The 22577-nt window shown below is 71.7% G+C and carries 21 protein-coding genes; 11 read left to right on the top strand and 10 right to left on the bottom strand.

Annotation, left to right across the window (positions count from 1 at the left end; translation table 11 throughout):
• Positions 1-9: 9 nt before the first annotated feature.
• The 5 genes from ACODT5_RS41095 to hemL form a co-directional block, all read right to left on the bottom strand.
• Positions 10-816, bottom strand: a complete 807-nt coding sequence (locus ACODT5_RS41095) for a cytochrome c biogenesis CcdA family protein (RefSeq protein ID WP_422524064.1) — start codon at positions 814-816, stop codon at positions 10-12.
• 4 nt (positions 817-820) lie between these two features.
• Positions 821-1456, bottom strand: a complete 636-nt coding sequence (locus ACODT5_RS41090; RefSeq protein WP_422524063.1) for a TlpA family protein disulfide reductase — start codon at positions 1454-1456, stop codon at positions 821-823.
• Positions 1457-1545: 89 nt separating this feature from the next.
• Positions 1546-2778: a polysaccharide deacetylase family protein gene (locus ACODT5_RS41085; protein ID WP_422525187.1), complete on the bottom strand. Its 1233-nt coding sequence runs from the start codon at positions 2776-2778 to the stop codon at positions 1546-1548.
• 252 nt (positions 2779-3030) lie between these two features.
• Positions 3031-3759 (bottom strand): histidine phosphatase family protein, encoded by a 729-nt coding sequence (locus tag ACODT5_RS41080; RefSeq protein WP_422524062.1) that lies wholly within the window; start codon positions 3757-3759, stop codon positions 3031-3033.
• Positions 3756-5078: a glutamate-1-semialdehyde 2,1-aminomutase gene (gene hemL / locus ACODT5_RS41075; RefSeq protein ID WP_422524061.1), complete on the bottom strand. Its 1323-nt coding sequence runs from the start codon at positions 5076-5078 to the stop codon at positions 3756-3758. Before hemL ends, ACODT5_RS41080 begins: the two co-directional genes overlap by 4 nt.
• A 293-nt stretch (positions 5079-5371) precedes the next feature.
• On the opposite strand from hemL, the gene ACODT5_RS41070 reads away from it, so the two are divergent.
• A complete protein-coding gene (locus tag ACODT5_RS41070) occupies positions 5372-5809 on the top strand; it encodes a hypothetical protein (RefSeq protein WP_008738524.1) in 438 nt (145 codons plus the stop codon).
• A gap of 139 nt (positions 5810-5948) precedes the next feature.
• The gene (locus tag ACODT5_RS41065) at positions 5949-8483 is read left to right on the top strand and encodes an FG-GAP-like repeat-containing protein (protein WP_422524060.1); all 2535 of its coding nucleotides are present in this window, start codon (positions 5949-5951) and stop codon (positions 8481-8483) included.
• A 122-nt stretch (positions 8484-8605) separates the two neighbouring features.
• Here ACODT5_RS41065 and ACODT5_RS41060 read toward each other — a convergent pair whose 3' ends face one another.
• Positions 8606-9502, bottom strand: coding sequence for an NADP-dependent oxidoreductase (locus tag ACODT5_RS41060; protein WP_422525186.1), 897 nt, complete (start codon positions 9500-9502; stop codon positions 8606-8608).
• 180 nt (positions 9503-9682) lie between these two features.
• Between ACODT5_RS41060 and ACODT5_RS41055 the strand changes: the two genes are divergently transcribed.
• Positions 9683-10108, top strand: coding sequence for a winged helix-turn-helix transcriptional regulator (locus ACODT5_RS41055; RefSeq protein WP_385373712.1), 426 nt, complete (start codon positions 9683-9685; stop codon positions 10106-10108).
• 89 nt (positions 10109-10197) lie between these two features.
• Entirely contained in the window at positions 10198-10947 is a 750-nt protein-coding gene (locus ACODT5_RS41050; protein WP_422524059.1) for a Mut7-C RNAse domain-containing protein, read from the top strand.
• A 295-nt stretch (positions 10948-11242) separates the two neighbouring features.
• Here ACODT5_RS41050 and ACODT5_RS41045 read toward each other — a convergent pair whose 3' ends face one another.
• Positions 11243-11764 carry a hypothetical protein gene (locus ACODT5_RS41045; RefSeq protein ID WP_422524058.1) on the bottom strand — a complete coding sequence of 174 codons (522 nt, stop codon included), beginning with the start codon at positions 11762-11764 and terminating at the stop codon, positions 11243-11245.
• 105 nt (positions 11765-11869) lie between these two features.
• On the opposite strand from ACODT5_RS41045, the gene ACODT5_RS41040 reads away from it, so the two are divergent.
• Entirely contained in the window at positions 11870-12205 is a 336-nt protein-coding gene (locus ACODT5_RS41040; RefSeq protein WP_407837815.1) for a YnfA family protein, read from the top strand.
• A gap of 70 nt (positions 12206-12275) precedes the next feature.
• Complete coding sequence (locus ACODT5_RS41035; RefSeq protein ID WP_422524057.1) at positions 12276-13037, top strand: SDR family NAD(P)-dependent oxidoreductase; 762 nt, start codon at positions 12276-12278, stop codon at positions 13035-13037.
• A gap of 12 nt (positions 13038-13049) precedes the next feature.
• On the opposite strand, the gene ACODT5_RS41030 is transcribed toward ACODT5_RS41035, so the two are convergent.
• Positions 13050-13784, bottom strand: a complete 735-nt coding sequence (locus ACODT5_RS41030; RefSeq protein ID WP_422524056.1) for a polysaccharide deacetylase family protein — start codon at positions 13782-13784, stop codon at positions 13050-13052.
• 41 nt (positions 13785-13825) lie between these two features.
• Positions 13826-14872, bottom strand: a complete 1047-nt coding sequence (locus ACODT5_RS41025) for a DUF8094 domain-containing protein (protein ID WP_422524055.1) — start codon at positions 14870-14872, stop codon at positions 13826-13828.
• A 326-nt stretch (positions 14873-15198) separates the two neighbouring features.
• Here ACODT5_RS41025 and ACODT5_RS41020 point away from each other — a divergent pair, with 326 nt between their 5' ends.
• The 5 genes from ACODT5_RS41020 (at position 15199) to ACODT5_RS41000 (ending at position 20739) form a co-directional block, all read left to right on the top strand.
• Complete coding sequence (locus ACODT5_RS41020; protein WP_422525280.1) at positions 15199-15342, top strand: hypothetical protein; 144 nt, start codon at positions 15199-15201, stop codon at positions 15340-15342.
• 238 nt (positions 15343-15580) lie between these two features.
• Positions 15581-16984 (top strand): RNA-guided endonuclease IscB, encoded by a 1404-nt coding sequence (iscB, locus tag ACODT5_RS41015; RefSeq protein WP_422524054.1) that lies wholly within the window; start codon positions 15581-15583, stop codon positions 16982-16984.
• Between the two features lie 303 nt (positions 16985-17287).
• Positions 17288-18157 (top strand): DUF3558 domain-containing protein, encoded by an 870-nt coding sequence (locus tag ACODT5_RS41010; protein WP_422524053.1) that lies wholly within the window; start codon positions 17288-17290, stop codon positions 18155-18157.
• 146 nt (positions 18158-18303) lie between these two features.
• Complete coding sequence (locus ACODT5_RS41005) at positions 18304-19101, top strand: DUF3558 domain-containing protein (RefSeq protein WP_422524052.1); 798 nt, start codon at positions 18304-18306, stop codon at positions 19099-19101.
• Between the two features lie 132 nt (positions 19102-19233).
• Positions 19234-20739, top strand: a complete 1506-nt coding sequence (locus ACODT5_RS41000; RefSeq protein ID WP_422524051.1) for a DUF2637 domain-containing protein — start codon at positions 19234-19236, stop codon at positions 20737-20739.
• Between the two features lie 93 nt (positions 20740-20832).
• Here ACODT5_RS41000 and lysS read toward each other — a convergent pair whose 3' ends face one another.
• Positions 20833-22569 (bottom strand): lysine--tRNA ligase, encoded by a 1737-nt coding sequence (gene lysS / locus ACODT5_RS40995; RefSeq protein ID WP_422524050.1) that lies wholly within the window; start codon positions 22567-22569, stop codon positions 20833-20835.
• Between the last annotated feature and the right edge of the window lie 8 nt (positions 22570-22577).

The raw sequence follows: 22577 nt of genomic DNA, 5'->3' as shown, positions 1-22577 counted from the left end.
GTGTAGTCCTCAGATCCCCACCGTGAAGCCGCTGGTCCAGCCCTGCATGTCGCTGACGATGCTGCTCCAGATTCCTGTGACGAGCAGCAGACCGGTCAGGATCAGCATGCCGCCACCGATCCTCATCACCCACGCATAGTGCTTCTTCACCCACCCGAAGGCGCCCAGCGCCTTGCGGAAGGCGAGGGCGGTGGCGATGAACGGCAGCCCCAGTCCCAGACAGAAGACCACGGTCAGCAGCGCGCCGCGGCCCGCCGTCGCCTGGTCGATGGAGAGGGTGCCGACGGCCGCGAGGGTCGGGCCCATGCAGGGGGTCCAGCCGAGGCCGAAGAGCACGCCGAGCACGGGCGCGCCGATGAGTCCGACGGTCGGCTTCTTGTGGAAGCGGAACTCGCGCATCGTCAGACCGGGGATGGCGCCCATGAAGAACAGGCCGAGCAGGATCACCAGGCCGCCCAGGACCCGGGAGATGACTTCCTTGTTCGCGTCGAGGGTCTGCCCGAAGTAGCCGAACAGTGCGCCGGTCGAGACGAACACGGCCGTGAACCCGAGCACGAACAGGCTCGCGCCGCCCAGCATCCGGCCGCGCCGGGCCTCGGCGAGGTCGGCGCCGCCGACGCCGGTCACGTAGGAGAGGTAGCCGGGGACCAGGGGCAGCACGCAGGGGGAGAAGAAGGAGACCAGCCCGGCGAGCAGGGCGATCGGCAGGGCCAGCAGCAGGGCGCCGTTGAGGACGGTCGTGTTCACGCCGGTCGCTTCGGCGGCGAGGACGGTCTCGGAGAGCGGCCCGGCGAGTCCGGGGAGTGCGGTGACCACGAGGTCACTTCTCCGTGAGGAGCGGGTCGATCATCGAGCGCAGCTTCGTCTCGCTGACGGCGGCCAGGGTGCGGGAGGCGATCTTCCCGTCCTTGTCGAGGACGATCGTGGAGGGGATCGCGTTCGGGTTCAGCGTGCCCTTGGGGAACCGGAGCATCAGTTTGCCGTTCGGGTCGAAGAGGCTCGGGTAGGTGATCCCGTAGGTCTCTTCGAAGGAGGCGGCGTTCTGCTTGGTGTTGTCGCGGGTGTTGATGCCGACGAAGGCGACGGGCTGCCCGGCCTCTTCCATCTCCTTGGCGACCTTCGCGAAGGACGGGGCCTCGGCCCGGCACGGCGGACACCAGGAGCCCCAGACGTTGAGGACGACGACCTTGCCCTTGAGGGTGGTGGTGTCCAGGGTCCCGCCGTCGACGGTCTCGCCGTCGAGCTTGGGGGCGTCGACGCGCTCGCCCCGGGCGACGGTGGAGATGCCGCTGGTCCCCGTCACGTAGTTGCCTCCGGCGGAACCGGAGGATTTGCTGCCGCCGTTCTCATCGCCGCACGCCGTGAGGGTGAGTGCGCCGGCGAGGGTCACCGCGGTCAGCAGGATGGCGCGGCCGCTGGTCGAGCGGCTGCGGCGGGGGGCGCGGCTAAGGCTCATGTGAAAAGTTTCGCATGTGCGCTTTGCGGATCTTCCGCACCCCCCGGGGGGTCTGCCAATCCGCTGGTCAGGCGCGGACCCGGAGCAGGTCAGGCCGCCGTGAGATACGTGCCCCAGCCACCGGTCGGCGCCCGGCCGGGGCCGAGCGTGCGCAGTTTGGCCAGAACCTTCGGGTCCTGGACGTCCAGCCAGTCGGTGAACTGCCGGAAGGATACGAGGCGTACGTCCTTTTTGTCCGCCACGCCCTTGAGGGACTCCTCGACGGCGTCCATGTAGATGCCGCCGTTCCACTCCTCGAAGTGGTTGCCGATGAAGAGGGGCGCGCGGTTGCTCTCATAGGCCCGCTTGAAGCCGCCCAGGTAGGCGCCGGTGGCCTGGGTGCACCAGGCCGGGTAGTTGGACGGGACGCCCTTGGTGGTGTTCTTGGACTGGTTGGCGAGGATGTTGTAGTCCATCGACAGCACCTCGAAGGAGTGCCCGGGGAACGGGAGCGACTGCAGCGGCAGGTCCCACAGGCCCCCGCGCTTGACCGGCCACTGCTGGAGGCCGCCGGGCGAGCTGGAGTCGTAGCGCCAGCCCAGCTTCTGGGCGGTGGGCAGCAGGTTGTCCTGGCCGAGCAGGCAGGGGGTGCGGGCGCCGACGAGCTCCTTGCGGTAGTCGAAGGGCAGCGGCTTGAGGTCGGTCCAGCCGGTGTTGGTGCGCCAGTTGGTGACGAAGGACACGGCCTGGTCGATCTCGCTCCGCCAGTCCTCGGGGGTCCACTTGCCGACCGAGCCGGAGCCGCCGCAGAAGTGCCCGTTGAAGTGGGTGCCTATCTCGTGGCCGTCGAGCCAGGCCTCGCGCACGTACTTGAGGGTGTTGCGGACGTTCTCGTCCTTGAGGTACCCGATGTCGGAGGCGCCGACGGGGTTCTTCGGCGGGCGATAGAGGTGCTTCTTCGACTCGGGCAGGAGGTAGATGCCGGAGAGGAAGAAGGTCATGGCCGCGCCGTGGTCCTTGGCGAGCTTGAGGAAGCGGGGGAAGAGGCCGTTGCCGATCTCGCCCGCGCCGTCCCAGCTGAACACCACGAACTGGGGCGGGGTCTCGCCCGGCTGGAGGGGTACGGGGGCGACCGGCTGGTGCGGCTGCGGCCCGGTGTCGGCGGTGGACCCGTCGCCGATGGGCTTGACCACCGGGCCGGCGGGCGGGGCGGCGCCCGTCGGGTTGGCAGGGCCGGGGTTGCCCGTACCGGACGGACCGCCGACGTTGCAGCCGGCGATGCCGGCCGCCGCGGCGGCTCCAAGTCCGAGCCCGAGTACTCCCCTTCGGCTGAAGCCGCGCATATCGCTCATGTAATGCATACAAACGGACATTTCAATGATGTCCAGAGGCGACACGACCAGGTCCCGCAACTTGTATGAAATTAGGCAGAGTCTTGACCAAACGGGCACCGCACGAGGGGTTGCGCCTCGGGGCGGGCTGCGCTTGCTTCCAGGCGGGTGGGTCCTGGTCTCACGACTCCGGGCCCGACCCCCCGAGGGGGCCAGGCCCGGCAATCCCTACCGCACGGCCGGGGCTTACGCCCCTGCCGGGGCTTACGCCCCGAACGCCTTGGACTTGCCCTTCACCGGCTTCGCCCCCGCGAGGAGGTGCGCCGGGACCAGGTCCCGGGCCGGCTCGCTGTAGCCCACCGACACCAGCCGGTCGCCCTGGTACGTGAACGAGGTCAGCGAGGCCAGCGTGCACTGGCGGCGGCGCGGGTCGTGCCACAGCCGCCGCTTCTCCGCGAAGCTCCGTACGATCCAGATCGGCAGCTGGTGGCTGACCGCCACCGCCTCGTGGCCGCGGGCCGCGTCACGGGCGGACTCGATCGCGCTCATCATCCGCACGACCTGCTCGACGTACGGCTCGCCCCAGGACGGCTTGAACGGGTTCGTCAGGTGCTTCCAGTTCTCGGGCCTGCGCAGCGCGCCGTCCCCGACTCCGAAGGTCTTGCCCTCGAAGACGTTGCCCGCCTCCAGGAGGCGGCCGTCGGTCGCCAGTTCCAGCCCGTGCGACTTCGCGATCGGCGCCGCCGTCTCCTGGGCCCGCTCCAGCGGGGAGGCCACGACGTACGTCACGTCCCGGTTCTCCAGGTGCTCCGCGACCCGGTCCGCCATCTTGCGGCCCAGCTCGGAGAGGTGGTACCCGGCACGGCGGCCGTACAACACCCCGTCCGGGTTGTGCACCTCGCCGTGGCGGACCACGTGGACGACGGTGATCTCGTTGCCCCCGGCGGGGGCACCGGCTCCGGTGCCCGCCCCGGCGCCCGCCCCGGCGCTCATGCGGTGGCCTCCGCGGCGGCCCGGGCGGCGGCCGGCAGGGCGGCCGCGATGCGCTCGATCGCCTTGTCGTCGTGGGAGGTGGACACGAACCACGACTCGAACGCCGACGGCGGCAGGTAGACGCCCTGCGCCAGCATCGAGTGGAAGAAGCCGTTGAAGCGGAAGGCCTCCTGCTTCTTCGCGTCGTCGTAGTTGCGGACCTCGTCCTCGGTGAAGAACACGGAGAACATGTTGGAGGCGGTCTGCAGCCGGTGCGCGACGCCCTCCTTGGTGAGCGCCTCCGTGACCAGCCCCTGGATCTGGAGCGACACGGCGTCGACCTTCTCGTACGCCGCCCCGTCCAGCAGCCGCAGCTGCGCCAGACCCGCGGCCGTCGCGATCGGGTTACCGGACAGCGTGCCCGCCTGGTAGACGGGACCCGCGGGCGCCAGGTGGCCCATGACGTCCGCACGGCCGCCGAACGCCGCCGCCGGGAAGCCGCCGCCCATGACCTTGCCGAAGGTCATCAGGTCGGGCTTGACCCCGTCCACGCCGTACCAGCCGGCGCGCGAGGTACGGAAACCCGTCATGACCTCGTCGGAGATGTACAGGGCGCCGTTCGCCCGGCACAGGTCGGCGAGCCCCTGGTTGAAGCCCTCCCCCGGGGGCACGACGCCCATGTTGCCGGGCGCGGCCTCGGTGATCACACAGGCGATCTCGCCGGGGTGCGCGGCGAAGGCCGCACGGACCGATTCCAGATCGTTGTACGGGAGCACGATCGTGTCCCCGGCCTGCGCGCCCGTCACCCCCGGGGTGTCCGGCAGCGCGAAGGTCGCGAGCCCGGAGCCGGCCGCGGCCAGCAGCGAGTCCACGTGCCCGTGGTAGCAGCCGGCGAACTTCACGATCTTGGCGCGGCCGGTGAACCCGCGGGCGAGGCGGATCGCGGACATGGTCGCCTCGGTCCCGGAGGACACCAGACGCACCTGCTCAACGGGCTCGATCCGCGCGACGATCTCCTCGGCGAGCGCGACCTCGCCCTCACCGGGCGTGCCGAAGGAGGTGCCGCGGACGACGGCGGCCTGGATGGCCTCCACCACGGCCGGGTGGGCGTGGCCGAGGATCATCGGCCCCCACGAGCAGACCAGGTCGACGTACTCGCGCCCGTCGGCATCGGTCAGGTACGGACCGGTACCGGACACCATGAACCTGGGCGTTCCGCCCACGGCGCGGAAGGCGCGCACGGGAGAGTTCACGCCGCCAGGCGTCACGAGGGACGCGCGGTCAAAGAGAGTCTGCGAGACTTTGGCTTCATACGGGTACGGGTAGCTCACACCAGCCATGGTCTCATCAGGCCGCGACTGACTTGCGGACGGGCGTTTCACCGCGCCGCCCCGGGGGAGGTCACTGCCATGATGATCAGGCTGCGTGGCGGGGGTCACGGGGCCGGGGCAGGCAAGACACGTCGGGTGGAGATATGCAACGCGGTGGTGGACCGGGCGAGGGCACGGACGGCCTGGACCCGCAGCGCGCCCGGGAACGTCGCCGCGGCAAGCACCGCCGTCGTGCCACGGACGCGGCAGAACACGTACCGGGCCCCACTCAGGACCCCGACGGCCTCCCCAGGGGCCGCGGCATGGGTGTGACGTACAAGTACTTCGGCGCCCCCGACGGGGCCACGGCCGCGCGCGTCCCGGTGACGATGCGGCCGGAGGAGCTCGGCGGCGACGAGCTCGGCATGGGCGGCATGTTCACCAAGATCAAGCCAGAAACCGTCGCAGCGATGGTCCTGACCGGCATCGAGGGCATACCCCTGCACAAGGTGCCCCCGCTGGAGCTGGTCGTCCTCCACCCCGACTACGCCGTCGTGAAGCTCCCGATGACCGTCGTCGACCCGCTGCGCGGCATCGGCGAGGAGTCGGTCGGCGCCGCTGCCTTCATCTGGTCCACGGTCCCCGACCGCGGCGGCCCCCGCGACGCCTTCAACGTCTACCAGCTGCTCCACGAGTGGCAGGACTTCAGCCACCGCCTCCACGAGGCGGGGCACCAGCCGTACTGCCTCGTCTGGCCCTGATCCGGCCTTTCCCTCCCGGCGGGCGGCCCTCCGCGAGGGCTTTGCGGTCTCGGCGCAGGTAGTCGCCCCGGCCGTACAACCCGGCGGGGTCTTCGCGTGTCTCCCCTGCGAGCAACCGTCGTTCGCCCTGGGGGAATTCGTGCACCTGCCTGCTTCCGTCCGTCCCGCGCGCCGTCCGCGCCGCCGCGGCCTGTCCGCGCTGGTCGTCGCCGCCGTCGTGGCCGGCACCGCCCCGGCGCTGGCCGGCACCGCCCACGCAGCGGACCTGCCCGCGTGGACCCCGGGAACCAGCGTCACCAAGGGGTTGATCGACAGCCACACCCAGGCGGTGGTGCAGACCGACGACGGCACCAGCATCGTCCTCTTCAGCCGCCTGCTGCACGACGAGAACGTCAACACCGCCCTGTACGCGGCGGTCCGCCCGGTCGGCAGCGAGACCTGGGGAACGCCGGCGCTGCTGTCCGTGACCGCGCCGGTCGCCGGCCAGGGGCGGCTCACGGTCGTCGGGGACAAGGTGGTCGCCGCCTGGGTCGACTACCCGGAGAGCAGCCGCGGCGAGAACGCGTACAAGACCCCGGGCCGGGTCGTCACCGCCACCCTCGACAAGGGCGCGTGGTCGGCGCCCATCGTCCTGCTCGACACGGACCAGAACCGCCGCCCGTCCGAGCCCGACCTGGCCGCCGGCCCGGACGGCACGCTCGCCGTCACCTGGCAGCAGCGCAGGCCGGACGGCACCGAGTCCTCGGTCTGGGCCGCCACCCACTCCGCCGCCGGCGCCTGGTCCGCACCGGCCCAGGTCAGCCAGGCCGCCGGGGACGGCGACGCCGGGGCCGAGCGCCCTCAGGCCGCCGTGGACGCCAAGGGCACCCCCGTGGTCGCCTTCCGCCAGCAGACCGAGGACGGCGGCTCCAGCGTCCGTACGTCCACGCTGCCGGCCGGCGCCTCCGCCTGGACGCGGCCCGCCGCCGCCGCCGAGTCCGCCGCCACCGAACTGGGCGAGCCCGCCCTGGCCACCTCGGCCGCCGGCACCGTGGGCCTGACCTGGTCCGAGCCGCGCCCCGCGCAGGGCGACCGGCTGCTGCGCACCGCGACCACCGCCGACGTGTCCGCGGCCTGGAGCGCGGCGGAGCCGCTGACCATCGGCGCGCACCTGCGGGAGACCCCCGAGCCGCTGATCGAGCCCGACGGCGACGTGACCCTGGTCTGGAACGGCGGCCCGGAGGCCTTCAAGGGCCGCATCCGCTCCGCCACCCTGGACCACACCGACCGCAGCTGGTCCGCCGTCGCCACCGTCTCCACCAAGGACCACACGGTCAACCTCGACGACCACGACGTGTCCCTGGGCAAGGACGGCACCATCTGGCTGACCTGGGCACAGAACAACTGGGAGATGCGCACGGCGCGCCTCAAGGACGGCGTGTGGAGCGGCAGCTCCAGGCTCTGGAACTCCAGCGCCGACCACGTCGAGGGCATGATCGCCGCCGGCCCGGGCGGCAGCGCCACCGCCGTCTGGGACCGGGGCGGCGAAGGAGGCGCCGGCCTGATGAGCGCGCACACCACGGACGCGCCGCTGACCGTCGTCAGCTCCACCACCCCGGCCGTGTACGACCACATGGGCGTCCCCTGGAGCGCGTCGTGGCCGCTCAGCCGCCCCGTCTCCTCCTGGACCGTGACCTTCACCGAGGCGACCGGGACCTTCCGGGGCAGCTACTCGGGCGGCGCGACGCTGACCCCCTACCTGCACTGGCGCGGGAAGGAGAACCACAACACCTCCGTCGCCGCCCCCAACGGCCCGGTGACGTGGACCCTCACGGCAACGCCGATGACCGGTGACACCAGCGTGCGGACCCTGGCCTTCGGCACGGTCACCGTCGTCAACGGGACCGCCCCCCTCCGCGACCAGGGCAGCGCCGCCGGCCTGCCCGACGGCACCGGCGACGCGTTCGTCCTGACCGCCGGCGGCGGCCTCCGCTCGATCTTCGGGGACCGCGCCACGGGCGCCTTCAAGGGCACCGCAACCGGCTACGGCTGGCCCGCCGGCACCCTGCCCGTCCCGGTCAAGGACGCGGACACCGACCGCTGCAACGACGTGCTGGTCCGCAACTCCCAGGGCGAGCTCCGCCGTTACACCCCCGCCTGCGGCAAGACCGTCACGCCGAAGACCGCCAACAAGCTCATCGGCGGCGGCTGGAACCAGTACGACGTACTGACCTCCCCCGGCGACGTCGCCGGTGGCGGCCCGGCCGAACTCGTCGCCCGCAACGCCTCGACCGGCGCCCTGTACCGGTACGCCCGCGCCCAGTACAACGGTGGCTTCGAGTCGCGCGTGCAGATTCCCGGTTCGTACAAGGGCTACAAGAAGATCCTCGGCGCCGGCGACCTCAACGGCGACCGGTTCGGCGACCTGATCCTCCAGGACAAGGACAACCGGCTGTGGCGCATGAACGGCAGCAGCAAGGGCACCTTCAGCGCGCCCGTGAAGCTCTCCGACAGCTGGGGCACGACCTACAACTCCGTCGTCGCCGCAGGTGACCTGAACGGCGACGGCCGCGCCGACCTGCTGGCCCGCGACACCTCCGGCGTCATCTGGCGCATCCCCGGCACCGGCAAGGGCACCTTCGGCAGCCGCGTGAAGGTCGCCACCGGCTGGCAGATCTACAAGGGCCTGTACTAAAGAGGTCCTGCACTCCTGGCGGGTCCCGGCCCCGGCGCTGCACAGTGCGGCGCCGGGGCCGGCCCCTGCTGCCGGGGCGAGGCCTCTGCTGCCAGGGGCGAGGCCTCTGCCGGCGCGCGGCCTCAGGCCGTCAGGACGATGCGGCCGCGCGTGCCCGGGTCCGCGAGGTGGGCGTGGGCCTTGGTGGCCTCCGCCAGGGGGAAGGTGCGCGCCACCCTGAGCGTCAGCTCCCCCGCGTCGACCAGCGACACCAGGCGGGCCAGGTGCGCGCCGTCCGCCGCCACCTCCTGCTCCACCACGCGGACGCCCCGCTCCGCGGCCGGGGCCGCGTGGGGGATCAGGCCGACGTAGGAGCCGCCGTCGCGGACGAAGGCCAGGGCCGGTCCGCCGAGGACGGCCGTGTCCACGACGCCGTCCACGGCCGCGGCCGGAGCCCCGCCGCGCGGGACGAAGTGGGCCGCGCCCAGGGACCGTACGAGCGCCTCGTCATCGGCGCCCGCCAGGGCCGTCACCACGTAGCCGGCCCGCGCCGCCAGCTGGACCGCGAGCCCGCCGACCGCCCCCGCCGCGCCGGTGACCAGGACCGTGGCCCCGGCCGGCAGTTCCAGCAGGTCCACCGCGCGGGCCGCGGTCAGGCCGCTCAGCGGCAGCGCCGCCGCCGTCACCTGGTCGACCGAGGCCGGGGCCGCAGCGAGCGCCGACGCGTCGAGCACCGCGTACTCCGCGTGCGTACCGAGCGGCTTGACCGGCCCGTAGTGCAGGCCGACCACCCGGTCGGACACCGCCCAGCCGTCCACGTCCGCGCCGAGCTCGTCGATCTCGCCCGCCACGTCCCAGCCGAAGCCGAGCCGCTGCCCCTCGCCGCCGAAGACCCCGGCCCGTACCGCGCCGTCGACCGGGTTCAGGCCGGCCGCCCGGACCCGTACGCGGACCTGCCCGGCGCCCGGCTGCGGGACCGGCACCCGTACGACCTCGATCTGCTCGGGGCCGCCGAAGCCTTCGGCGACGGCCGCAACCATCGTCGTCGGGCCGGTGTTGCTGGTGGTGGTGGTGCTGGTCATCGCCATCGCCTCTTCCGCAGGTTCGCTCACTCGTTCGTTCTTTCCGGTGTTCCCGGTGAGAACTAACCTAGGGAGAGTTACTCTCGAATCGTAAGTACGCACCTGCGAGTGCGTACCCGACCCGGAAGTGGGGCACCCATGGCCACCCGTACCGCCGAGGCCCGCCGCGAAGAGGCCCGCGAGGCCTACGACGCCTTCCTCAAGGAGTGCCCCACCAGCCAGCTCCTGGCCCGCATCAGCGACAAGTGGGTCGGCCTCATCGTCAGCGCGCTCGCCCAGGCCGAGGACCGGACCATGCGCTACAGCGAGCTCGGCCGCAGGATCCCCGGCGTCAGCCAGAAGATGCTGACCCAGACCCTGCGCTCCCTGGAGCGCGACGGGCTCGTCGCCCGCACCGTCACGCCCACCGTCCCCGTCCGCGTCGACTACCGGCTCACCGACCTCGGCGGCAACCTCGGCTGCCTGCTCAGCTCCGTGAAGGAGTGGGCCGAGAACCACTTCGACGAGGTCAACGCCCACCGCGAGCTCCACGACGCCGCCACCGCGGCGGCGATGGACGCGTAGCCGGGCCCCGGGCCCCCGGCCGTACGGACCTGCGCGCGCGGCCCCGTAAATCCGCGGCCGACCGCGCCCCGCGATGGCATGCTGGCCCCGTGAACGGACCCGGCATTCAGCTCACCCTCGCCCCCGAACTGCACGTGTTCGCCGCGCCGGCGCGCCGCGCCGCACGCGCGGCGACCACCACCGACGGCGTCTCCAGCCTCGGCCACGTCGTCGAATCGGCCGGCGTCCCCCTCACCGAAGTCGGCCGGATCCTCGTCGACGGCGCCGAGACGCCCCTCGCCCACGTGCCACGGGCCGGCGAATCCGTCGAGGTCTTCGGCGTCGACCGCCCCCAGCGCCTCCCCGGCGTCCCCGGGGACACCCCGCTGCGCTTCCTCCTCGACGTGCACCTCGGCACCCTCGCCCGCCGCCTGCGGCTGCTGGGCGTGGACGCGGCGTACGAGAGCGAGGACATCGGCGACCCGGCCCTGGCCACCCGCTCCGCCGCCGAGCAGCGCGTCCTGCTCTCCCGCGACCGCGGACTGCTGCGCCGCCGCGAGCTGTTCGCCGGCGCGTACGTCTACAGCACCAACCCCGACGAGCAGGTCCGCGACATCCTGGGCCGGTTCGCCCCGGCCCTCGCGCCGTGGACCCGCTGCACCGCGTGCAACGGCACCCTGCGCGAGGCCGACAAGGGCAGCGTCGGCGACAAGCTGGAGAGCGGCACGCAGCGCTCGTACGACGTCTTCGCCCAGTGCGCCGACTGCGAACGCGTCTACTGGCGCGGCGCCCACCACGCCCGGCTGGAACGGATCGTCGACGAGGCCGTGGCCGAATTCGGCGGCGTCGGCACCCCGTAGCCACACACGCGAGCGGGGCCGCACACATGCGACCCCGACGGCTCCGGCGGGCCGGATAGACCAGCCCGGTCTTGCGCGGCCGGCACGGCCAGACCGGTCTTGCGCGGTCGGCCCGACCAGCACGGATCAGCCCGGTCTTGCGCGGTCAGCGCGATCAGCCCGGTCACCGCGGTCAACCCGGTCACCGCGGCCGGCCGGTCAGCCCGGTCGCGGCCAGCCCCGCCGACCCAACCAGCGCGGCCAGCCCGGCTGACCCGACCAGCGCGGCCAGCCCGGTCAGCACGACCATCCCGGATCAGAACGCGTACGTGTCCCCCGTGTCCAGGGCCAGCACCACGTGCTCGTTGTTGGCGTGGTTCCGGTCGGTCGCGCCGCCGTTCCACCACGTGTCGACCCGCACCACCACCTCCGCGGCCGGCTCCTTCAGCCGCAGCGCCAGACCGATGTGCCGCCCCCGCCCGTGCAGCGGCAGCTCCCCGGTCTCGCACACCACCTCGCGCAGCCCGGCCCGCGCGCAGCCCTCCGCCAGCTCCTGCCGGTCCGCGAGATCGGCCGACAGGCGCAGCCGTACGGTCGCGTTCACCAGGGCCGACGGCCCCTCGTTCTCCGGGACCAGCAGGATCCGCAGCCGGCCCGCGGTCAGGGCGACCCGCCCGTGATAGGCCACATCGGCCTCGGCCTCGGGCCCCGCTCCAGCCCCGGTCCAAACCCCGGCGCGGGCGTTCCCCACACCGCTCCCCAGCCCGCCGAGCAGCACCAGCAGCCCGGCCATCACCACACTCCGTACGGCACCTCGGCGCACCGCGACCACCTCCACGCGCGGACGCTAGCCCTCCCACCCCTCCGATGGTCGGACCATCACACGAACGAGGGCGAGCCCTCCTCCCCCGCTCGCGCATTCGCTCCGCATAGGGTTCCGGCCATGCTCATCGCCCGCTCCGCCGCCCTGTTCGCCCTCGCCGCCCTCCTGGAGATCGGCGGCGCCTGGCTCGTCTGGCAGGGCGTCCGCGAGCACAAGGGCTGGGCCTGGATCGGCGTCGGCGTCATCGCGCTCGGCCTCTACGGGTTCGTCGCCACCCTCCAGCCGACAGGAGACTTCGCCCGCGTCCTCGCCGCCTACGGCGGAGTCTTCGTCGCCGGATCCCTCCTCTGGGGCGTCGTCGCCGACGGCTACCGCCCCGACCGCTGGGACATCGCGGGCGCCCTGATCTGCCTCGCCGGCATGGCGGTGATCATGTACGCCCCGCGCGGCCGGTGACCTGCGCGGCGACCGGCCTATGCTGGCCAGTACCCACCCGTACGAACACACGAACGCACGAGGAGCCCGCATGAGCACGGCCACCCGAACCGCCGTAGTCACCGGCGCGAGCAGCGGCATCGGCGCGGCCACCGCCCGGCAGCTCGCCGCGGCCGGCTACCACGTCGTCCTCACCGCCCGCCGCAAGGACCGCATCGAGGCCCTCGCCGCCGAGATCACGGCGTCCGGCCACTCCGCGACCGCCTACGCCCTCGACGTCACCGACCGCGCCGCCGTGGACGCCCTCGCCGCCTCCCTCGACCGCTGCGACGTGCTCGTCAACAACGCCGGCGGCGCCATCGGAGCCGACCCCGTCGCCACCGGCGACCCCGCCGACTGGCGCACGATGTACGAGGTCAACGTCATCGGCACGCTCAACGTCACCCAGGCCCTGCTCCCGGCCCTGACCGCCTCCGGCGACGGCACGGTGGTCGTCCTGTCCTCCACCGCCGGCCACGCCACGTACGAGGGCGGCGCCGGCTACGTGGCCGCCAAGAACGGCGCCCGCGTCCTCGCCGAGACCCTCCGCCTGGAGATCGTCGGCCAGCCCGTCCGCGTCATCGAGATCGCCCCCGGCCTGGTCAAGACCGAGGAGTTCGCGAAGACCCGCTTCCGCGGCGACGCGGAGCGGGCGGAGAAGGTCTACGCCGGCGTGGCCGAGCCCCTCTCCGCCGACGACGTGGCCGACACCATCACCTGGGCCGTGACCCGCCCCAGCCACGTCAACATCGACCTGCTGGTGGTCCGCCCCCGCGCCCAGGCCTCGAACACGAAGCTCCACCGCGAGCTGTAGCCCCTACGGGCCCTACTTCACCAACCCGGCACTCTTCAGGTGCGGCATCAGGGCCGCCGGCTTCAGCCCGGCGGCCTTCGCCGCGTCCAGGGCCCGCTTCAGGTCCGCAGCGAGCGTCGGCGTGAAGTGCAGCAGCACGATGTCACCGGCGTTCAGCTGCGGCGTGGCCGGCGTCTCGCTCCACGTCGTGAAGTCGTGCGTCCACGTGATCAGCGCCTTGACCCCGCACGCCTTCGCGGCCAGCCGCACGTCGTCGTTGACGGTCCCGTACGGCGGCCGCAGCAGCTTCGGCTCCCGCCCGAACGCCGCGGCGACCTGCTCCCCGGCTCCGCACACCTCGGCGTCCTTGCCCGCGGCGTCGAGCGTCGTCAAATCAGCATGATTGACGGTGTGGTTCTCCACGTTCACCGCCCTCCCCTGCGCGACGAGCCTGGTGAAGTACTGGGCGTCGTACGAGAACGCCCCCGGCAGCAGGAACAGCGAAGCGGGCACCCGCTGCTCGACGAGCGTCTGCGCGACGGCGGGATCGTGCGCCCACCCGTCGTCGATGGTGATGAACACGACCTTCTCACTGGTCGGCACGCGCGACACGACGGGCGGCAGCCCGACGGCCCGCGCCCCCGCGACAGCGGCCGAAGCGGCAACCGGGGCACCATCCTCGGCCCCCACGGCCCCGGCCGCCTGAGCGGCACCAACGGTGAGCGACAACGACGCGAGCGCGGCAAGAACCGCACGGGATCTCCACATGCGGCACACCTTGGTCTAGACCAACTCTCCCCGTCAATCCCCTAACCGCGAGTTCCTTGCGCGGAAAGCAGCTGCGGATCAAGGGAGTTGGAGGCAACGACGTCAGCCGGTCCCCGCGCCGGAACCTCGAACACCACGGTCACCGCGTAACGCGACTTCACATCCGCCCAGTGCCGGCCCCCGCCACCCAGCATGTCGTCGATGGGGGTGTTCTTCTTGAACGTGAACCAGGCCGTCGTCGCCTTGTTCTTCAGATGACTCGTCCGCACGTACGTGCACGTGACCAAGGACGCGCCGTCCACCAGCTTCACCACCGGCAAGTCCACACCCACGGCCTCGTACCCGAAAACGTGCCGGATCCGCCCGCCCGCCTGATCGGCATCCGTGTTCATCTCGTCGACCACCCCACTCGTCAGCGGACCCGGCACGAAGTGCTCGCTCTCCCGTTCACCTCTCGGCGCGGTGAAGCTCAAGTACTGCGCGTACCGCCCGCACACCTTCCGGTCCTCCGCAGCCGTCACCGACAGCACCCCTCCGCCGGCCCCGGGCTCGGCCTGCGGAGCCGCGATCTCCTTGTCCCGCACCTCGATCTTCAGAGCCTTGTACCGAGGCGTCACCCCCGCGCCCTTCTCGGTCGGCGGCGCGCCATTCACCCAGGACTCCGCCACCGCCATCCACCGCCCGCCGGCCTCGGCCTGCGCGAAATGGTGCACGGCCCGCGCCCGCACCTCCAGGCCGGAGTCCCGCTCGCTGATCACCGCGAACGTACGCGGATACCCCGGCTGCTCCCGCTCCGTGGGAATCACGAAGACGGAGCGCTCGAAGGTGTTCCCCTTGTAGGTGGCCCAGCCCTTCGCCTTCTGGCGTTCGAAGCGCGCCTTGGTCTGCTCCAGCAACGGACCGGCCTCCACCGCGGACACCCGAGCCACATCCGCCCCCTGCTCCGCGAAGGCGCGCGCGAAGGCGTAGTCGTTGAACACCTTCTCGGCCTGCTCCTTGCCGATCACCCGCGCCATCACGGGCGCGGCCGAGACCGACGGCGCCCCCGCCTTCGACTCCGCCGCCTTCGGGCCTCCCGCCCCCTTCACACCCGAACACCCGGAAACCCCGGCCACCACGACAACGGCAACCCCCAGACCCAACCCGCGCCCCCACCACCGGCCGGAAACCCCACGCACCACGACAAATCCCCCCACGGAACTCGACAACCAGAACCGCAGATCAGATCACACCCGCGAACACCCCACCCACCGAACGGCAATGTCACACCACACCATGCGTTCGAGTGAAGCCACCCCAAAAGCCCCATCCGGGCCCGAGTCCATCCCTAGGTTCGACAGCAACACAAACGGCCCCCGCCCGGGATGGCAGTCCCGGGCGAGAGCCTCACCGACAAGGAAGAGACGACTTCCCCATGGCTGACTCGGACCCTAGCGCCCCCATGCGCTTCATGGACCTCGAAGACCCCCGCTACGCCTACATGTTCGGCTTCCTCCAGGCCGACGGGCACCTGTCCCAGGCGGGTCGGCAGCGCGGATGTAGTGGACGTCTGGCGTAACGGGATCCCCCTCCTGAAGGAGGGGGCTTTCAGCCCTACAGGCTGAGGGCCGCCGTTACCAGCACCAGCCAACACACATATGTGGAGGTGAACGAAGTTGGCTACGTATCGCGTAGGACGGAAGACCCACCCACCTGTACTTCCTCAGCAGGTGGCTCTGGAATGCGAGTCAGCAGACACCCCCCGGATCGGGGACGAAACGGGACTCGAAGGCCGTAAGGCACCCGACGCGGTACATGTGCGAGGGGAGACCGCCAATGCTTCACCTGGCATCGGTGGCGTCACCCCCAACCCCGAGGTTGGGGAGAAGGCCCGTGAGGGCCACCCTGCCGTGTTCGTCCTGGACAAGCATGGCCATCCGCTGCAACCGACCGCACCTGCCAGGGCCCGCAAGCTCCTCGACCAGGGTCGGGCCGTCGTCGCCCGGCACACCCCGTTCGTGATCCGCCTCAAGGACCGCACTGTCTCGGAATCCCAGGTGGACGGTGTGGAAATGGGGATCGACCCCGGCTCCAAGCACACCGGGATCGCCGTGTTCACTTCCATGGATGGTGAACGGCGCGGCCTGTACGCGGTCGAGCTCGCCCACCGGGGCGGTGTCATCCGGGACAAGCTGACCGCTCGCGCCGCCTACCGACGGGGCAGGCGCACCCGAAACCTGCGCTACCGCGCGCCCCGCTTCTCCAACCGCGCCCGTCCCAAGGGGTGGCTGGCACCCTCGCTACGTCACCGGGTGGACACCACCATGTCGTGGGCCACCCGGCTCGCGCGCTGGGCACCCATCCGTGCGGTGCATGTGGAGCGCGTCGCGTTCGACACCCACGCCATGTCCCACGGCGGGCCGCTGAAGGGGGCCGAGTACCAGCACGTCACCCTGCACGGTACCGAAGTCCGCGAATACCTCCTGGCTAAGTGGGGGAGGGCCTGCGCCTACTGCGGCGCCACCGGAGTCCCCCTGAACATCGACCACGTCCACCCCCGCTCACGGGGCGGCAGCGACCGTATCTCCAACCTGTGCACCGCCTGCATCCCCTGCAACGAGAAGAAGTCCAACCAGCTGGTCCAAGACTTTCTCAAGCAGTCGCCGCGCCGCCTAGCCCGCATCCTCGCCCAGGCCAAAGCCCCGCTCCGCGACGCGGCAGCCGTCAACGCCACCCGCTGGGCCCTATGGCGCGCCCTCGCTGGCACGTTTTCCACGGTTCACACCGCATCGGGGGGCCGCACCAAATGGAACCGGCAGCGCACCGGTACTCCGAAGACCCATACGCTGGACGCCCTGTGCGTCGGCCGCCTCGACGCTGTCACCCGTACCCCGGACCGCATCCTCGCCGTCGCCGCGTCCGGGCGCGGCACCTACGCCCGTACCCGCACCGACAAGTACGGCTTCCCCCGACTGCGTCTACCCAGACAGAAGACGTTCTTCGGCTACCAGACCGGAGACCTCGCCCGCGCCGTCGTCCCCACCGGCAAGAAGACCGGCACCCACACTGGACGAATCGCCGTCCGTGCCACGGGGCGCTTCAACATCAAAACCGCACACGGCCTCATTCAAGGCATCGGACACAAACGCTTCCGCCTCCTCCAACGAGCCGACGGCTACGCCTACACCACCCGGCCCGAAGGCCCTTCCCTTGCCATCTGACCGCCACCGGCAGAGCGAAGAGGCCTCCGGCGCTCCGCGCCCCCGCACCAAGGATTCGCCCTCTCCCCCAGCTCAGGCAGCGGTCCACATCCGGATGGGAACCTTCGCCCCGGGAACTTCTACATACGACATTTCACCCTCAACACCACGTCAACACCACAGAAGTCAGAAAACGCAAAAAGCCTCGCTCATGGCCTCAAATACGACATGAGACCGGCGCCGGCACCAGCGTGTGCGATAGACATTGTGTCCATCCGCGCCCCAGCCGCGGCAACGCAATTTCCCGAAGGGAGCCGGTGGAACGTGCAGCGCAAGACGGTACGAGTACGTGGAGTCCTGCCAGCCATCGCGATGCTCACCGCCCTCGCGGCCGGCCTCACGGCCTGCACCGACGGCGGCGGCGGAGTCGGGGACGACAGCGACGCGAAGGCCGGTGGGAGCGCCGGTACGGGCGCACAGCCCGGCAAGTACCGCAGCCTGCCCATGCCCTGCAAAGCCGCCGACCCCAAGAAGGTCAAGGCGATGCTCCCGGCCGCCGAGGGCCTCGCCCCCGAGGCGCTCGAAGCGCTCTACGCCGGGGTCGCGGACGCCTCGTACGACGCCGACCGGCGCGTCGGCTGCCGCTGGTCCGCGCAGACGCCGGCCGAGACCCGGCTGCTGTCGGTGGACTTCGAGCGCGTGGTCTCGTACGACCGGGCCACCACGAGCGACGACGACAAGGCGCACCAGGTCTACGGCCGCCAGCTCACCGCCGCCAACCTGCCCACCCCGGGGCCGTCGGCGAGCCCGACCCCGTCCGGGTCCGGGGCCCCGACCCCCGGAGCCCCGACCCCCGGGGCCCCCGGTGCGACGCCGAGCGCGGGCGCGAGCACGAGCCCAGGTGCGAGTACCAGTCCCGGTGCGAGCGCCAGCCCCTCCGCCCCGCCCGAGCTCGGTTCCCGGGTCCTCGACGGGCTCGGCGACGAGGCCTTCCTCGACGACGAGCTCGCCGCCGCCGGGGCCACCGCCGCGCAGGCGCGGACGGTCCGCATTGTGTTCCGTACCTCGAATGTCATCGTCACCGTCGAGTACAGCGTCCAGCCCGCGCTCCCCGGCACGGTCCCGCCCAGCGGTGAAACCCAGGACAGGGCACGGCAGTTGGCGCAGGCGCTGGTGGATCGGTTCAACGACTAGCCGGCCGCGCCCCGGGGGGCGTACGGGACCGTCGTGACGGCGCGCACAGCAGCCGGGCGCCGGGTCGGGCTACCGTTGCTCGGGTCCCGCGCCCGTAAGAGGGACCGACCGAGCCCGCACGAAGACCCACAACGTCTGAAGGAATCATGCACCGATCAGCCTCGCGCCTCACCCGCGTCCTCGCCTGCGCAGCCGTCCCGGTGATCCTCACGGTCGCCGGCTGCTCGTCCGACTCGGGCGAGAAGTCGGGCTCCGGCAGCGGCAAGAAGTCCGACGCGTCCTCGTCCTCCCAGCCGAGCGCCAAGCCCTCCAAGGAGGCGCTGGAGAAGGCCGTGTACTCCACGCTGCCGGAGCCGTGCAAGGTGGTCGCCGCGAAGACGATCGAGACGATCGTCCCGAAGGCGAAGGACGCGGGCGGCACCGCCGCCAAGTCCAACGACCTCACCAGCCGTGCCACCTGCACCTGGAACGGTCTGGACGAGGCCGGTCTGAAGGGCTCGCAGTACCGCTGGCTCTCGGTCTCCCTGGTCCGCTACGACTCCCTCGCCTCGGTCGGCACCGGCAGCAAGCGCGCCGAGGACGAGTACGCCAAGCAGGTCGAGAAGGCCAAGGCCGTCGAGGGCGCGGAGAACGTGAAGCCGGCGGACGCCGGTGGCATCGGCGACCAGGCCACCACCGTCACCTTCACCACCAAGAAGGACGGCGAGTTCTTCAACACGACGGTCATCGCCCGCACGCACAACGTCGTCGTCACCCTCGACTACAACGGCACGGCCTACGAGGGAGCGGCCGCTCCGGACCAGGCCAAGCTGCTCGAGAGCGCCATCGCGGCGGCGAAGGAGACCGTGGCATCGGTCGCGGCCGCCAACGAGGCGAAGCAGCCCGAGCAGTCGGCCCAGCCGGAGCAGTCGCCCTCGCCCTCTGCCTCGGCTTCGAACTCCTAGGACGCACCGCGCCGTCGGCGGATCCGGTACCCGGAAGCCCCGGGTCCGGACCGCCGACGTCCCTGTGCCCGTACGCGCGTACGCTGTGCCCTGCCGTAGCTCGACAAGGGGAGGGGACCGCGGGTGGCCGCGATGCAGCTGACTCGTACGCACCGGATACTCATCGCCATCGTCGTGGCTGGTGCCGTCGTCATCGCGGGGATCGGATTCGCCGGTTCGTACTCCGCGGTGCGCGCCCTGGCCTTGCAGAAGGGCTTCGGTACCTTCTCGCTGGTCTTCCCGATCGGCATCGACATGGGCATCTGTGTCCTGCTGGCGCTGGACCTGCTCCTGACGTGGATCCGGATCCCGTTCCCGCTGCTGCGCCAGACGGCGTGGCTGCTGACGGCGGCGACGATCGCCTTCAACGGCGCGGCCGCCTGGCCCGATCCCCTCGGGGTCGGGATGCACGCCGTGATCCCGATCCTGTTCGTGGTCACCGTGGAGGCCGCCCGCCACGCGGTGGGCCGGATCGCGGACATCACCGCGGACCGGCACATGGAGGGCGTCCGCCTCACCCGCTGGCTGCTGTCCCCGGTCCCGACCTTCAAGCTGTGGCGCCGGATGAAGCTGTGGGAGCTGCGTTCCTACGAGCAGGCCGTCGGCATGGAGCAGGACCGCCTGATCTACCAGGCCCGCCTCCAGGCCCGCTACGGCCGTGCCTGGCGGCGCAAGGCCCCCGTCGGGGCCCTGATGCCGCTGCGCCTGGCCCGCATAGGCGTCCCGCTCTCCCAGACCGCCCCCGAAGGCCTGGCGGCGGCCGGCATCGACCCCCTGCTCATCCCCCCGGCCCCGAGCCCGGCACCGGTCGCGTCCCCGTCCCCGGATCAGACGGCGCCGGCCCTGCCGGCGGGTGCCGAGGGCGTGCAGCAGGCGGCGGCCGCGCCGGGGACGGCCCTCGCCGTCGCCGGACCCGGCCACGGACTCGGAGCCGGCCACGGACCCGTCCCGGCTCCCGCCCCCGTTCCTGTTCCCGTTCCCGGTGATGCCGCGCAGCCCCACCAGCTCGCCGGGCCGGGTCCGCAGTACGTCCAGGGTCCGGGCGGGGTGCAGGCTCCGCAGGGCCACCCCGACGCGGCGCCCTTCGTGGTGGACCCGACCGCGATGCCGGCCGCGCACAACAGCGCGTGGTTCGCGGCGCCCCGCGCGCCGCAGGCGGCGTACGAGGGCGGTTACAACCCGCAGTACGTCGAGGGCCTGGAGCCGACTCCGGTGATGCCCCCGACGGGCCCGGAGCAGGAGCAGGCGCCCGAGCAGCAGGAGCTGCCGATACCGGGTCCCCGCCAGGAGGAGGCCCCCCTCCCGGAGGCCGAGGCCCAGGCGGAAACCGGAGCCGGAGCTGAAGCCGGAGCTGAAGCCGGAGCCGAAGCCGAAGCCGAAGTGAACATCGACGACGTGAAGTTCAGGGAAGCCGCGTACGAGGTCGTCCGTGCCTACATCGACGAGTTCTCCGGCTTCCCGACCCCGGAGCAGGTGGACATACACCTCTCGGACCGCTACGGGATCGTGCACCCGCGCAGCGCGTCGATGATCCGCCGCCTGATGCCGGAGCTGAAGCAGCGCTACCAGCGCGACCTGGAGAGCGAGCACATCGCGTAGCCCCGTACGCGGAGCACTCGTACGGCAAACGGAAGGGCCCGCACCCCGAGCCAGGGGGTGCGGGCCCTTCTCACGTCGTGCCGACGCGGAACCTCAGGCGGCGAGCAGCTTGCGCACCCGGTCCGCCCCCACCGCGAGCAGCAGCGTGGGCAGGCGCGGGCCGGTCTCGCGGGTCACGAGCAGGCGGTACAGCAGCGCGAAGAAGGTGCGCTGCGCGACCTTGAGCTCCGGCGTCGGCTTGGCGTCCGGTTCCAGGCCTGCCATCACCTTCGGCACGCCGTAGACGAGGGTGGTGAGCCCGTCGAGGGACCAGTGCGAGTCGAGGCCGTCGACGAGGCGGCGCAGCGATTCGCGTCCCTCGTCGTCCAGGGAGGACAGGAGCTCTGCGTCGGGCTCCTCGCGCACCAGCGTCCGCTGGTCGGCCGGGACCTGGGTGGTGATCCAGTTCTCGGCGCGGTCCAGGCGGGGGCGTACCTCGTCGAGGGAGGTCAGCGGCCGGTCCGGCTCCAGGTCGCTGAGGATGCGCAGGGTCTGCTCGTCGTGTCCGGCGGTGATGTCCACGACCGAGGCGAGCGTCCGGTACGCCATGGGGCGCGGGGTGCGCGGCAGCTCGTGCGAGGCGACGCGTACGGCGCGGGCGTGGGCGGCGGCGTCGGCGGGCAGCACGGAGCCGTCGGCGACCTTGGCCTCCAGCTTGTCCCACTCGTCGTAGAGCCGCTGGATCTCCTGGTCGAAGGCGATCTTGAAGGACTGGTTGGGCTTGCGGCGGGCGTAGAGCCAGCGCAGCAGCTGCGGTTCCATGATCTTCAGCGCGTCGGCCGGGGTCGGGACCCCGCCCTTGCTGGAGGACATCTTGGCCATGCCGCTGATGCCGACGAAGGCGTACATCGGTCCGATCGGCTGTTCGCCGCCGAAGATGCCGACGATCTGGCCGCCGACCTGGAAGGAGGAGCCGGGCGAGGAGTGGTCGACGCCGGAGGGCTCGAAGATCACGCCCTCGTAGGCCCAGCGCATGGGCCAGTCGACCTTCCAGACCAGCTTGCCGCGGTTGAACTCGCTGAGCTTGACGGTCTCGGTGAACTCGTCCTCGGTACAGACGTAGGTGAGCTCGGTGGTCTCGTCGTCGTAGGACGTCACCTTGGTGAAGTCCTTGCCGCACTCGGCGCAGTACGGCTTGTACGGGAAGTACTCGGTGCCCTCCACGCTGCCGTCGTCCTCGGCGGCCGCGCCCGAGCCCTCGGCGGCTTCCAGCTCGGCCTCGTCGACCTGCTTCTGCTGGGGCTTCTTGCCGCCCGGCTTGGCCTTGGTCCGGTACTGGTCGAGGATCGCGTCGATGTCGCCGCGGTGCTTCATCGCGAACAGCACCTGCTCGCGGTAGGTGCCCGCGGTGTACTGCTCGGTCTGGCTGATCGGGTCGTACTCGACGCCGAGCTCGGCCAGCGCCTCGACCATGGCGGCCTTGAAGTGCTCGGCCCAGTTCGGGTACGCGGATCCTGCGGGGGCGGGTACGGCGGTCAGCGGGCGGCCGATGTGCTGGGCCCAGGACTCGTCGATGCCGGGGACGCCGGCCGGGACCTTGCGGTACCGGTCGTAGTCGTCCCAGGAGATCAGGTGGCGGACCTCGAAGCCCCGGCGGCGGACCTCGTCCGCGACCAGGTGCGGGGTCATGACCTCGCGGAGGTTGCCGAGGTGGATCGGGCCGGAGGGGGAGAGGCCGGACGCGACGACGATCGTTTTCCCGGGGGCTCGGCGCTCCGCCTCGGCGATGACCTCGTCCGCGAAACGGGAGACCCAGTCGGTCTCGGTGCTGCTAGGGGCGCTCTGAGCCACGACACGTC

Source organism: Streptomyces tatrensis, from assembly GCF_049310065.1.
In the GTDB taxonomy this organism is placed as follows: domain Bacteria; phylum Actinomycetota; class Actinomycetes; order Streptomycetales; family Streptomycetaceae; genus Streptomyces.
The sequence above is the reverse complement of the archived record's forward strand: the minus strand, read 5'-3'. Positions and strand labels throughout refer to the sequence as shown.

Bases quoted from the DNA above. Each gene is read 5' to 3' on its own strand.
- ACODT5_RS41020 (WP_422525280.1), top strand. From the start codon at position 15,199: ATGGCTGACTCGGACCCTAGCGCCCCCATGCGCTTCATGGACCTCGAA.
- hemL (WP_422524061.1), bottom strand. From the start codon at position 5,078: ATGGCTGGTGTGAGCTACCCGTACCCGTATGAAGCCAAAGTCTCGCAG.
- ACODT5_RS41070 (WP_008738524.1), top strand. From the start codon at position 5,372: ATGGGTGTGACGTACAAGTACTTCGGCGCCCCCGACGGGGCCACGGCC.
- ACODT5_RS41005 (WP_422524052.1), top strand. From the start codon at position 18,304: ATGCACCGATCAGCCTCGCGCCTCACCCGCGTCCTCGCCTGCGCAGCC.
- ACODT5_RS41080 (WP_422524062.1), bottom strand. From the start codon at position 3,759: ATGAGCGCCGGGGCGGGCGCCGGGGCGGGCACCGGAGCCGGTGCCCCC.
- ACODT5_RS41040 (WP_407837815.1), top strand. From the start codon at position 11,870: ATGCTCATCGCCCGCTCCGCCGCCCTGTTCGCCCTCGCCGCCCTCCTG.
- ACODT5_RS41060 (WP_422525186.1), bottom strand. From the start codon at position 9,502: ATGGTTGCGGCCGTCGCCGAAGGCTTCGGCGGCCCCGAGCAGATCGAG.
- ACODT5_RS41000 (WP_422524051.1), top strand. From the start codon at position 19,234: ATGCAGCTGACTCGTACGCACCGGATACTCATCGCCATCGTCGTGGCT.
- ACODT5_RS41035 (WP_422524057.1), top strand. From the start codon at position 12,276: ATGAGCACGGCCACCCGAACCGCCGTAGTCACCGGCGCGAGCAGCGGC.
- ACODT5_RS41085 (WP_422525187.1), bottom strand. From the start codon at position 2,778: ATGCGCGGCTTCAGCCGAAGGGGAGTACTCGGGCTCGGACTTGGAGCC.
- ACODT5_RS41055 (WP_385373712.1), top strand. From the start codon at position 9,683: ATGGCCACCCGTACCGCCGAGGCCCGCCGCGAAGAGGCCCGCGAGGCC.
- ACODT5_RS41090 (WP_422524063.1), bottom strand. From the start codon at position 1,456: ATGAGCCTTAGCCGCGCCCCCCGCCGCAGCCGCTCGACCAGCGGCCGC.
- ACODT5_RS41030 (WP_422524056.1), bottom strand. From the start codon at position 13,784: ATGTGGAGATCCCGTGCGGTTCTTGCCGCGCTCGCGTCGTTGTCGCTC.